At 73.1% G+C, this 11,825-nt stretch carries 11 protein-coding genes; all 11 read right to left on the bottom strand.

The genetic code is table 11. The features are described from left to right. Position 1: 1 nt before the first annotated feature. The gene (locus JQN84_RS01135) at positions 2-1,009 is read right to left on the bottom strand and encodes a cation diffusion facilitator family transporter (RefSeq protein ID WP_204956548.1); all 1,008 of its coding nucleotides are present in this window, start codon (positions 1,007-1,009) and stop codon (positions 2-4) included. Further along, a complete protein-coding gene (locus JQN84_RS01130; protein ID WP_204956547.1) occupies positions 1,006-2,202 on the bottom strand; it encodes an SIS domain-containing protein in 1,197 nt (398 codons plus the stop codon). Before JQN84_RS01130 ends, JQN84_RS01135 begins: the two co-directional genes overlap by 4 nt. Continuing rightward, on the bottom strand, positions 2,199-2,384 hold the full coding sequence (locus JQN84_RS01125; RefSeq protein WP_088642951.1) for a Trm112 family protein: 186 nt from the start codon (positions 2,382-2,384) through the stop codon (positions 2,199-2,201). Before JQN84_RS01125 ends, JQN84_RS01130 begins: the two co-directional genes overlap by 4 nt. 63 nt (positions 2,385-2,447) lie before the next feature. After that, positions 2,448-3,830 (bottom strand): phosphomannomutase/phosphoglucomutase, encoded by a 1,383-nt coding sequence (locus JQN84_RS01120; RefSeq protein ID WP_204956546.1) that lies wholly within the window; start codon positions 3,828-3,830, stop codon positions 2,448-2,450. 69 nt (positions 3,831-3,899) lie between these two features. Beyond that, positions 3,900-5,093 (bottom strand): hypothetical protein, encoded by a 1,194-nt coding sequence (locus JQN84_RS01115; RefSeq protein ID WP_204956545.1) that lies wholly within the window; start codon positions 5,091-5,093, stop codon positions 3,900-3,902. A 141-nt stretch (positions 5,094-5,234) separates the two neighbouring features. Further along, positions 5,235-5,936 carry an endonuclease V gene (locus JQN84_RS01110; protein ID WP_239484723.1) on the bottom strand — a complete coding sequence of 234 codons (702 nt, stop codon included), beginning with the start codon at positions 5,934-5,936 and terminating at the stop codon, positions 5,235-5,237. Positions 5,937-5,949: 13 nt separating this feature from the next. Next, complete coding sequence (locus tag JQN84_RS01105) at positions 5,950-6,147, bottom strand: hypothetical protein (protein ID WP_204956543.1); 198 nt, start codon at positions 6,145-6,147, stop codon at positions 5,950-5,952. A gap of 64 nt (positions 6,148-6,211) precedes the next feature. Then, the gene (locus tag JQN84_RS01100) at positions 6,212-6,649 is read right to left on the bottom strand and encodes a hypothetical protein (RefSeq protein WP_204956542.1); all 438 of its coding nucleotides are present in this window, start codon (positions 6,647-6,649) and stop codon (positions 6,212-6,214) included. After that, positions 6,649-10,983, bottom strand: a complete 4,335-nt coding sequence (locus JQN84_RS01095) for a toxin glutamine deamidase domain-containing protein (RefSeq protein ID WP_307821021.1) — start codon at positions 10,981-10,983, stop codon at positions 6,649-6,651. Before JQN84_RS01095 ends, JQN84_RS01100 begins: the two co-directional genes overlap by 1 nt. A gap of 19 nt (positions 10,984-11,002) precedes the next feature. Beyond that, positions 11,003-11,347, bottom strand: a complete 345-nt coding sequence (locus JQN84_RS01090) for a hypothetical protein (protein ID WP_204956540.1) — start codon at positions 11,345-11,347, stop codon at positions 11,003-11,005. After that, on the bottom strand, positions 11,340-11,741 hold the full coding sequence (locus JQN84_RS01085) for a YbaB/EbfC family nucleoid-associated protein (RefSeq protein ID WP_307820937.1): 402 nt from the start codon (positions 11,739-11,741) through the stop codon (positions 11,340-11,342). Before JQN84_RS01085 ends, JQN84_RS01090 begins: the two co-directional genes overlap by 8 nt. Between the last annotated feature and the right edge of the window lie 84 nt (positions 11,742-11,825).

Genomic DNA, 11,825 nt, shown 5'->3' with positions numbered 1-11,825 from the left:
GTCAGCCTCCGGCCCGCCCGGCCACCTCACTCGACCCAGCCGACGCCGGTGCCGCGGCGGTCGGCGCGGCCGTGCCGGTGCCCGCCCGCTCGGCGGCGACGCTGTAGATGTCCGGCTCCAGGTAGATCACCCGGGCGATCGGCACGGCCGCCCGGATCCGCGCCTCGACCGCGTTGATGCCCCGGGCCAGTTCCTCCGCGCTCTCCCAGGCCGGCACGCCGATCTTCGCGGCCACCATCAGCTCCTCCGGGCCGAGGTAGAGCGTCTTCATGTGGATGATCCGCTCGACCTCGGGACCGTCGGTGACGGCCCGCTCGATGGTCGCCAGGTCGCCCGGGTCGGCACCCTCGCCGAGCAGCAGGCTCTTCGTCTCGATCGCCAGCACGATCGCGATGATCACCAGCAGGACGCCGATCATCGCGGTGCCCGCGGCGTCCCACATGCCGTTGCCGGTGATCAGCGTCATCCCCACACCGAACAGCGCGAGCACCAGGCCGACCAGCGCGCCGAAGTCCTCCAGCAGCACCACCGGCAGCTCCGGCGCCTTGGCCCGACGGATGAAGTTCACCCAGGACTGGCTGCCCCGGGTGTGGTTCGACTCCTTGATCGCGGTGCGGAAGGAGAAGCCCTCCATCACGATCGCGGCCAGCAGCACCGCCACCGGCACCCACTGCCACGAGGTGATCGGGTGCGGGTCGGCCGCCTTGTGCCACGCCTCGTAGAGCGCGAACAGACCACCGAGGCTGAACAGCACGATCGACACGATGAACGCGTAGATGTAGCGCTCCCGGCCGTACCCGAAGGGATGCTCCGGGGTGGCCGCCCGCTTGGCCCGCTTACCGCCGAGCAGCAGCAGCGCCTGGTTGCCCGAGTCGGCCACCGAGTGGATCGACTCGGCCAGCATCGACGACGAGCTGGTCAGCAGGAACGCGATGAACTTGGTGATGGCGATACCGACGTTCGCCAGCAGGGCGGCGATGATCGCCTTGGTACCGCCGTTCGCGCTCACTGGTTCGACAGCTCCTTCATCTCGGTGACGGCCGGAACGGCCATCGGGTCCAGCCCATGGGCCAGGGCAAGATAGACCGACGCGAAGTCGGGCACCGCGACGAGGGAGGCGAGCCGTTCCAGCGCGGAGCCGCCCTCGGCGGTGACCACGTCGCAACGCACCCCGCGCCGCTCGGCGAGGGTCTGCACCGCGTCGGCGCGACGCTCCTCGACGGCCAGCGGCTCGTCGGTGTCGTCGTCGGCGTTGAGGCCACCGTCACGCAGCAGCACCAGCCGCAGCCGGGTCGGATCGGGCTCGGCCTCCCCCGGATCGGCGAAGATGTCCCGGGTCGACTCCACCAGGCCGCCGAAGACACCGTCGAGCAGGCCGACCCGGCCCCGACCGGCCTCACCCAGCGCCCCGGCGACCACCGGGTAACGGGCGTTGGCCGACAGCGTGTCACCGAAGCGGCGGGCCGCCACGGTGGCCAGCGGGGACGAACCCCAGACGATCGGAATCGACCCGGCCAGCCCGAGGGCCAGCGACTTCGCCGGGTTGACGAAGGACTCGGCGGTCGACCGGCACCGGTCGGCGTCGGCGTCCAGCCGGGCCGCCGTCTCGGCCAGATCCGCCTCGTTGACCTTCACCAGGCCGAGCGTACGGGCGGCGAGCAGAACCGGCACGGTGAGCGCCCAGAGACTGGCCCGGGCCGGGGCGCGGCGGGGCACCGGGATGAACGGCGCGCGGGCCCGCTCGGCCACCGACTGCAACTGCGAGTCGGGCGCACCGACCGCGACCAGCCGGGCACCCCGGCGGTGCGCGGCCTCGGCGGCACCCAACGCCTCCGGGCTACGGCCGGACGCGCTGACCGCGATCACCACGTCGGCCGCGCCGACCCAACCGGGCACCCCGGCGCTGCGGTGCGGGATCACCGGCACCGGGCAGCGCGGCCCGGCGACCGTGGCCAGCACGTCCCCGGTCCGCCCGGCGGTGCCGATGCCGGCGATGACGACCGCACGCGGGCGGCCCTCGTCCTCCAGCAGCGCCAGGTTGGCCTCGGCGGCCAGCGCGGCGGACTCCCGCACCTGGGCCCCGGCCGAGGCGGTGAAACGCAGCATGCCGCCCGGATCGTGGGCGGCGACCGCCTCCGGGTCGTCCAGGATCGACTCGTCGGCCACCCGCCGGCCGCTGACGCCGGCCGTTCCCTCCATCACCGCTGCGCCTCCGGCCCGCCACGAGCCTCGTCCAGCAGCAGCACCGGCACGTCGTCGCGCACCTCGAAGATGCGACCGCACTGCGTGCAGGTGAGGGTCTGGGCCTGAGCGTCGTAGTCCAGCGGTGCGTGGTGTGTGTCCGGGCAGGCGAGGATTTCGAGCAACTGCGGGTCCAGGGCCACGGCGCGGCTCCTTCCACGTGTGTGGTCTGTGCCGGTCGGCGGTGCCGACCGGCGGAGGGGATCCTATCGGCGAACCCGCTCCAGCACCTCGTCGCGCAGCGAGGTCATCCGCTCCGCGGTCGGGCCCTCGACGTTGAGCCGCAGCAGCGGTTCGGTGTTGGAGGCGCGCAGGTTGAACCACGCACCGTCGGGGAACCGCAGGGTGAGCCCGTCCAGTTCGTCCGCTTCCGCCTGCGGGTACGCCGCCCGCACCGCCGCGACCCGGGCGGCCTGGTCGGTGACCGTGGAGTTGATCTCGCCGGAGGCGACGTACCGCTCGTAGCCGCTGGCCAGCAGGGACAGCGGCTGGGACTGCTCACCGAGGGCGGCCAGGGTGTGCATGGCGGCGAGCATGCCGGTGTCGGCGAACCAGAAGTCCCGGAAGTAGTAGTGCGCGGAGTGCTCCCCGCCGAAGATCGCGTTGGTCCGGGCCATCTCGGCCTTGATGAAGGAGTGCCCCACCCGGGCCACCACCGGCACGCCCCCGTGCTCGCGGATGATCTCCGGCACGGCCCGGGAGGTGATCAGATTGTGGATCACCGTGGACCCCGGGTGCTTGGCCAGCTCGCGGGCGGCGACCAGGGCGGTGATCGCCGACGGGGAGACCGGCTCGCCCCGCTCGTCGATCACGAAGCACCGGTCGGCGTCGCCGTCGAAGGCCAGGCCGAGGTCGGCGGAGTGGGCCACCACCGCCCGCTGGAGATCGACCAGGTTCCTCGGGTCGAGCGGGTTGGCCTCGTGGTTGGGGAAGGTGCCGTCCAGCTCGAAGTAGAGCGGCACGATCTCCAGCGGCAGGGCCGGCAACGCCGCGTCGCCGAGCACGCTCGGCACCGTGTAACCGCCCATCCCGTTACCGGCGTCCACCACCACCTTGAGCGGGCGGATGGTCGACAGGTCGACCAGTTTGCGCAGGTGGGCCGCGTAGTCGGGGAGCAGGTCACGCCGGTCGACCGGGGCCGGTGACGCGGCGGCCGGCCGGGTGCCGGCATCCAGCAGCGCCTGGGCCCGGACCCGGATGTCGGCCAGGCCGCTGTCCTGGCCGATCGGGCGGGCCCCGGAACGGCACATCTTGATGCCGTTGTACTGCGCCGGGTTGTGGCTGGCGGTGAACATCGCCCCGGGCAGGCCGAGCGCACCGGAGGCGTAGTAGAGCATGTCGGTGGAGGCGAGCCCCAACTCGATCACGGCCCGCCCCTCGGCCCGCACGCCCTTGGCGAAGGCGGCGGCCAGCCCCGGGCCGGTGGCCCGCATGTCGTGCGCGATCAGCACGGCCCCGTCCGGCTCGCCGGCCTCGTCGAGCACCCGGGTGAGGGCCGCGCCGAGGGCTTCGGCGACCCGTTCGTCCCACTGGTCGGGCACCGTCCCACGGACGTCGTACGCCTTCACGATCTGGGACAGGTCAGACACCGGTTTCAGCTCCTCGACAGGGGTCGTCAACGACCCTGAGCGTATCGGAGCGGTGGCGTCCGTCCCCTCCTAGCCGGGGAGCTCGGGCATGATCGTCGTCGCTTCGCCGCCGGTGGCGGGCGGTGACGCCGGCCGGTCCGGGGCGGGCGGCGCGGAGACCGGCGGGTTCGGGACGGGCGGGACGGCAGCCGACACGGGCGGGACGGCAGCCGGGGCGGGCGGCGCGGAGACCGGACCGCCCTGGGCGGGCGGGGCGGCGGCCGGACGGCTGCCGTACACCCCGCCGGCCGGGCGGGGCGCGGGCGTCACCGTCGGGTAGGCGGCCGGTGCCCCGTACAGGCTGCCGGGGCGGGCCGGCGCGGGCGGCTGCGGCTGCCCGTACACCTGCCCGGAGGGGGCCGGGGCCGGACCCGCCGCCACACCCCCGGAGCGGTAGGTGGTCGGGGTTACCGGGTTACGGGGTTGCGGCAGGGCCGGAAGGTCGACCGGGTCGACGGCCCGGCCCGGGTCGACGGCGGCCCGGTCGGCGCGGGACCGGAAGATCAGCAGGGCGATGAGCCCGGCACCCAGGATCACCAGGGCGATGCCGGCAAACATGGTCATGGATCCTCCGGAGGTCTCTGCGGCGGCGGTGGTGGGGCCGGCCGCCGGGGCGGCGAGCGCGGCCCCGGCGGTCACCGTCGTCGGCGCGGGCGCGGGCGTGGTCGCGTCGGGGGTGGGCGTGGGCTTCCTGGTCGGAGTGGGACTCGGCGTGGGGGAACCGGCGGCCCGCCCGCCGACCCGGGACGTGTCGGCACCCCGGCCGATCAGCCGGCCGGCCGCGGTCGTGGCCTCACCGACCACGTCCAGCCGACCCGCCGGCGCCCCGGCGAGGAACGCCACCCGGTAGCGGACGGTGCTGCTCTTCCCCTTGCACAACGGTGGACCCGCCGACGAGGTACGGGAGACCTGGAGCACGCCGCCGCCACCGGTGACGGACACAGTGGACCATCGCCCCCCGACGTTCACCTCTACCCGCACCTGGTCCGCGCCAACCCCGGCCAGGCTCAACCCCAGCCCGGTCCGCAGCAGCACGCACCCGTCGGTGCGTTTGCGCACCTCGATCGCGACCCCGCCCGGGGAACCCCCGGCGGAGAAGCCACCCGAGGCCCGCACCCGCACCCGGTCCTCGTCGGCATGGGCGGGGAGCGCGCCGACCGCCACCAGGCCACCGAGCAGCGCACCGACGGTAACCACCCGTGCCGCCTGCCGACGCACGGACATCTCCCACCTCCCCCTCCGCCCCGGCGGGGGCCGCCGGCCAGGTTACTACCAGCGCGACAGGTCACCCGGTGACAGAGCGCCCCACATGTGGGCCGCGTTACCCCCTCCACCCGACCGGGCAGCTCCGGCCCGCCGGGCCCCTCAGCCGGCGGCGCGGGCCGGGCCGACGGCGGCGGCGAGGGTCGCGCGGCAGAGCCGGTCGGCGGTACGGGTGGTCTCCGGCAGCCGGTACCGCGGGGTCAACGCGAGCACCTGCGCGACGGCGTTGTCCAGTCCCATCCGGTGCCCGACGCTGACGAACACCGGCTTCACCCCGTCCCGGGTACGCACCACCCGGCCGACGACCTCACCGGCGTCGACCAGGGCCGCGGTGTCCCCCCGGCGCGGGCCCGGCCCGGTCCACCCGCCGACCAACGGGGTCTTGCCCACCCCGATCGCGGGAAGACCGGTCACCACGCCCAGGTGGCTGGCCAACCCGAACCGGCGCGGGTGGGCCACCCCGTGTCCGTCGCAGACCAGCAGTTCGGGGCGGGTGGTCAGCCGGTCCAGGGCGGCCAGCAGGGCGGGCAGCTCACGGAAGGCGAACAGCCCCGGCACGTACCCGAACGCGGGCCGGCCCACGCTGACCGCGTGGTCCACCACCGTCAGGGTCGCGGTGTCGAGCACGGTCACGGCCGCGGCGAGCAGGTCGCCGTCCGGCGCGTACGCCACGTCGAGGCCGGCCACCGTCGCGGGCCGGCAGGGACCCGGACCGACCAGGTCCACCCGGGGCCGCAACCGGTCCTGCACGGCCACCGCCTCGGCGACGGTCAACCCGGGCGACCCGGTGTCCCCGTGCTCCAGCCGTCCCCCGGTCTCAGCCGGGCTCACCGTCGCGTCCGTCCTCCTTCTTCTTGTCGAAGGCACCGAAGGCGATCGCGAAGGCGATGCCGATGGAGATCCCGAACGCCACACCGACGGCGTCCCGGAACATGATCAGCCCGATGACGATGCCGATGGCCAGGCCCGACACCCAGGCGGCCGTCTGACGCTTCTTGGCAGCAGGGTCCGTCATCGCCCCACCCTAATCGGCGTCCCCCACGGCCGCCTGCTCCTCGTCCGCCGGTACCGGCGGACCCTCAGCCCTCGACATTGGGATCAGCGGCGGGATCTCCGGCGGCGCGTAGCGCCTCCTCGAACATGACGAACGTCTTCCGTCTGATACCGCGCACCATCGCCCGTTCCCTGGGGCTGGGGTTGCGTCGCTCGCGGACAGCTGAATCGATAATCGCCGCTGCCGTCTCGTACAGGGCGAACACCGGCCCATCGCCGGACAGGTAGTCCGACCGGTACCTCTCCACGTCCTGCACGAACTCCTCGGCCGAACGCCTTGAAACCTCGCCTGCGGCGGCGAAGAGCAATTCGCCGAGGATGCTGTCGTCCCTCATCCAGCCACCGGTATCCATCACGATGCGCCACACCTGCGGCACCCCGTCCTCCGTGGCGACGACCTTGACGGGAGAGTCGTAATAGGAGTAATAGGCCGGCAAGTCCATACCTACACCCGTGGCCGCCATCACGTCTCCCTGAGTGTCGACATCAACGCGCGCCAGAACAATCGTTGTTGCTCACGCAGGATGCCGGTCACGAGGGACCATTCCACCCGGGTCATGGCCCGGCCGTCCTGCCGAGCAAGGCTATCCAGATCACGACGAACCTCGTACAGCGCGTGCTCCCAGACCGCCACCTCATCGAGCGCCGCCAGATGCAGCCGGAACTCGGCGAGATGACCGTTCGACATTTCAAGAATGAGTTGCACGTCCCGGTAGCCGCTCTCCTGCGGGACGACGAACCTGTCCTCGCACCGCACGATCCGGATTCCGGGGTGGTGGCACAGGCGGTCGAGTGCTCGATAGAGATCGTCCAGAGACTGGAACTCGACCTTCGCACCAGCGAGGTCCCGCAGGCGGGAAGCATCGCCCCGATATTTGCGGACCTTGTCCTCGGCACGCCGGCGGTCCTTGGGGCTTTGCCGCCAGCCGGCCGAGCCGACGACCGCGCCACGGTCACGTGCCAGGTCGACGGCGAGTCCGTTCAACTCCACCTGCGCCACGGCAGCGGCAGCGTAGAGGGAATCAAGGTATGCGGTGCGGTAGCCGGGGTCGGTTGCTCGTCGACGATCGAACCCTGGTTGCCGCACATCCTCGCCAGTCGTCACTGCACGTTCACTGACACGCACCTGTTCCGCAGAGAGCGGCGTCGGCATCGGCACCGGCGGCTGTGTGGTGAGGGTGTCGTCCGCATCCTGTGTGGCCATCTCGCCAAGCAGGGATCCGAGGGCATCGACCGCTTCCGGGTGGGTGGCCAAGTGGTGCAGTGTCACCGGGCGGGCGGTCAGCGAGGTGGCCAACTCGGGCGTCGCCAAAATCATGCGGGCAAGGTCCGGCTGCCGCGCCAGCTGCCGTACGAGGGTGCGGGCGAGTTCCCGCTGCCCGCCGGAAGGGTCACGCCAGGCGTCATCGAACATCCGCACGATCCGCTGGTCACGGAGCAACCCCGCCACGTCCGCCGCGCCGGAATCGTCGAGTTGGGGGACGAGTCGCCGGATCGTCCGGGCGTCGACACGCGCACAGATCTCCGCAGGTGACAGACCGGCATCGAGGAGTCCGTCGAGACCGGTACCGGCGGGCAGCAACCCCCGCACCCGGTCGTCCGGGCGTTCAGGCATCGGATGACCGGTCGGCCGCTGCGGTCCCTCGCCCGGGGGGAGGCCGGCCGGGTCCGGTGGTCGATCGAAGTCTCCGACCGCCGACCCCACCTGGTCGGCGGATCCCGGCCCGTCGAGCAGGTGCATGCGGTTGAGATACGGGTCGCCGTACCCTTGCTCGTCGTCCGGCACCGCAGGGTGTTCGGGCAGATCGGGACGGGCGCTGAACCGGCCCCGCGCCAGCCCGCCCAACGGCATCGGCCGGCCGTCGCCGCCGAGGATCAGCGCGTCGATGCCGACGACGTTGTCAGGTCGCCGCCGGCCCGCGTGCCCGTAGAGCGGGCGGTCGTGCACCGTGCCCGCCTGCGGGTCGAGATAGAGCACGGTGCCGTTCTGGTTGAGCGCCACCCAGGCGTGCGAACCGCCGTTCTCCCACTCCGTGATCAGGAAGGCGTAACTGCCGTGGCCACCGAGGACGAGTTGGTCACGCAGGTTGCGGTATCCCCGCTCGACGGACGTGCGTAGCGCCGCAGGCCCTGGCGAGCGGCCCTCGTCGACCGCGAACAGCTTCTGGAACCGCCCGCCGGTGACCTCCTCCACCCGGCCGGGTCCACCGGTCTCACCGTTGACGGGACGCCGGACGTCGCCCTGCAGGTAGCCGTCGAACGTACGGGGTGCGGCCACCCTGGGCCGGCCGTGCAGCCACGTCTCGTAGAGGGACAGGGTGCAGTCCAGGCAGTTGATGCCCCGGGTCGGATCGGCCTGCGGCCCCCCGTCGTTGGCCAGCGCGAACCAGCCGCCCTGCCGGGGATCGGCGGTACGCACGACGCCGCCGTCCGGAGTGCGGGGCATCTGCCGTTCGAGGTCGGTCTGGTGCAGCGCGAGGGGAGGGCGCAGCCCGCCGAACTCCCCGTACCGGCGGGAACGGTCGATGGGCGGTGGATCGTCGTCGCCGGTCAACGCCGACCTGTCACCCGTCTCGACCCCACCACCGGCCAACTCCGCCACATCGTCGTTGATGCGGCGGAAGTCGTCCGGATCCTCCACGGTGACGTCGGCGGGATAGATGCGGCCATTGAGGACCGCCGAGGCCAGATCCAGTTCGCGGTAGCTGTCCTCGTGCGCACGGATGGCGATCTGCCGGTACCAGTTCGCAAGTTCAGTGCGACCGTCTCGGTGCGCATGGTCGGCGCGTCGCGCAGCACGGTGCGCCCTTGCCGCGTGCTCGCGGGCGACCTGCCGTCGGAGATCGGCATCGTCGCTTCGTCGCCGGTCCTCGAACCAGTGCCGCTGCGACTCGAAGTAGCCCTGATAGCGACGCCGTTCCAGCGCCTCCCGCTCGGCCGCCCACCTGACCGCGTACCACTCGGGGGTCCTGGGGGAAGGTGGCTGGTCGTTCGCCGACGGCCCGGAGACGGATCTCCCGGTGGCGGGGGAGGCCACGGGTGCAGGTGCCAGTGTTGTCAGGAGTGGCAACCGCCCACCCCGCTGCCGCCCCGGGTCGCCGCCGCCCGGCGATCGGTCCCGGTCGGCCGGGGGCGGCGCCGTGACCGGGGCGCTGCTGTTCGGTGGCCCCGCCGCCGGCGCCGCGCCTACCGGAGGGCCGATAGGCGGTCCGGACGGAACGCCGGTCAGGGCCGTACCCGTCACGGGCGTGGGCGTCGCGGCCGTTCCTGCGGGCGGTCCCGCTGTCGTCACGCTCGCGGTCGGGTTGACCTGCCCGGCGTCGGCACCCTGGGGTGCCGCGACCGGGGCCGTCGTCACCGGGTCGGCGGTGCGGCCCGCCATCGCCAGGGAACTCTCTCGGTCCACCGCGATCGATGACAGGGTGGGGCTGTCGGGCACCGGACCGGCGGCGACCGGCGGTGCCGCAGCACCCACGTGGTGCTGCGCCTCGGGTCCGGACCGAAGCGGTGCGGTCGGGTTCGGCTCGGCCGACCGGTCGACCTGACCTGCGACAGCCGTCCGCCCGGAGTCGACCGGTGCCTGCGGGTCCCGGGGTGGCGACGTCTCGACACCCACGTCCGCGCCGCTGCCGGTCATGACGGCCGGGTCGACAGGCATCGTCGGCTTCGGTGCCGGAGCGTCCCCGGGCGACCGCATGAGGGCATCGACGGCCGGCGGCACCTGGTCACCGGCGGGCACGGGTGGCGGGATCGGGAAAACCCCGGGCGGCTGGGAGACGTCGGCCAGTGAATGCAACCGCGCGTCGAGCCGGGCCCGTAGCGCGGTGTCCGCCTGCCCGGTCGCCGAGCCGGCGACCCCGGACACGGCGGCCCGGCTGGCGTCCTCCAGCGACGGCATCCCCTGGCCGGTGGCCAGACCGGCCGCGCCCTCCGCCAGCACCTCGCCTGTCATCTCGCGGCCGACGTGCTCACCGACCCGGGCTGCACGCCCGGTAGCCTGCCGTCCCAGGCCCGCGAGCGGCGCGACCGCCCCACCGGCCAGCCCGCCGATCGCCGACGCACCGAGATCGGCAAGATCCAGGCCGTGCCGGCGACCTGTGGAGTTCTGGTACGCCTGCGTCGCCAGGCTCACCCCGGCTTCCTGCCCGGCCTCGAACAGGCCCCCCTTGACCGCCCGCCTGCCGAGCCCGCGCACGCCCTGCCTGGCCACTTCCTTGGCGGCCCGCTCGCCTGCCTCCTTGAGGCCCTGCCGGAGCGCCTTCTTGGCCAGTTGGGCAAGTAACCGACGGAAGATCTGCTGGATGACCAGCCGGCTGGCGGTGATCGCCGCGCCGGCCGCCGGTGAGGCGGCACCAGCGGTGAGCGCGGCCGCGACGGCGAGCGCGAGCAGTTCCGCGACCAGGATGCCGAGTTCGATCCACACTTCGAGCTTGGCGGCCTCGATGTCGCTGCCGCACTCCTCGACCAGCCGCCCCAGGTCGGTGCTGACCGCCAGCAGCACCGGCAACGGGGCCTCGTCGCCCTCGGCCAGCCGCCGCCACGCCGCCTCGAACGCCTCCGGCACCGCCCCGGTCCCGCCGTAGCCGCTGCGGACCTCGGCGGCGGCGGCGACCGCATCGGCCCGTGGCCCGGCCAGGGCCCCCGCGACCGCGTACCACTGGTCGGCGAGATCCCAGACGGTGCGTTCGTTTCCCTCCGGCCACTGCACCCCGACCACCCAGTCGAGCGCCTCGTAGGCCCAACCCGGCAGGTCCCAGGGGCTGTAGTCAAGGGGATGCGGGATCGGGCTCGGCAGCACGCTCAAGGCTTCTCCCGGGTCAGCGCCGGTGGTCGCGCCGGTCGACCACCCCGTCGAGCCGCCGACCGCTCGCCGCATCCGTCCGGACGTTGGCGTCCACCGAGGTCACCACGTCGGACCCGAGCCCTTCGATGGTGCGACCCAGCCCCGACCAGGCACGCAACAGGGTCTCCTCGTAGGCCCGGTAGCTCTTCTCGAAGGCCGCGCCGATGTCGTCCCGGCCCCACGGACGGGTGGCGCTGGCCGCCGCGATCTCCCCACCGAGGGTGGCACGACGTGCCGACACCGAGGTGCCGGCCAGGCGCAGGTCTGCCCCACCCCGTCGGGCCCGGTCGGGGTCCAGCCACAGGTTTCCCTCACTCATGCCGTTCCGCCTCCCGGCGGAGCACCGCGTCGGCGCGGCCGAGCAGCGCGCCGAAATCGCCGGTACGCAGGAACTCCACCGACCCCGAGCCGGCCGGCAGGTACGCGGTGACCAGTTCCTGGGTCGCCGTGGCAGCGCGGGTGCAGGCCCGGTGCACGGTTGTGGTGATCTTCCGACTCAGCGCGTGATGATCGCGGTCGTGGTAGACGGCCGGGGTCAGCTCCACCGAGATCAGCTCGCCGCGCGCCCCCACCGTCGCGGTGACCTGGCCGTCGTCCGAGCGTTCCGTGACCCGCAACTCCGCCAGTTCGGCGCGCAGGTCGTCCACACCGGACCGCAACCGCTGGTACTGGCCGTACACCTCGTCGAACCGCGCCCGGAGCGCCTGGTTCACGTCCCGGTCCACCCTTTCGGCCAACGCCACCCTCCCCCGTCACCGTCAGTCAGGCGAACCATACCGGGCGCCACGATCCCGTGG

It is taken from the genome of Micromonospora humidisoli, from assembly GCF_016900955.1.
Taxonomy (GTDB): Bacteria; Actinomycetota; Actinomycetes; order Mycobacteriales; family Micromonosporaceae; genus Micromonospora; species Micromonospora wenchangensis.
This window is presented reverse-complemented; position numbering and strand designations above follow the sequence as displayed.

Coding starts and splice junctions, on each gene's coding strand:
- JQN84_RS01115 (WP_204956545.1), bottom strand. CDS start 5,093: ATGTCCGTGCGTCGGCAGGCGGCACGGGTGGTTACCGTCGGTGCGCTG.
- JQN84_RS01090 (WP_204956540.1), bottom strand. CDS start 11,347: ATGAGTGAGGGAAACCTGTGGCTGGACCCCGACCGGGCCCGACGGGGT.
- JQN84_RS01105 (WP_204956543.1), bottom strand. CDS start 6,147: ATGACGGACCCTGCTGCCAAGAAGCGTCAGACGGCCGCCTGGGTGTCG.
- JQN84_RS01100 (WP_204956542.1), bottom strand. CDS start 6,649: ATGGCGGCCACGGGTGTAGGTATGGACTTGCCGGCCTATTACTCCTAT.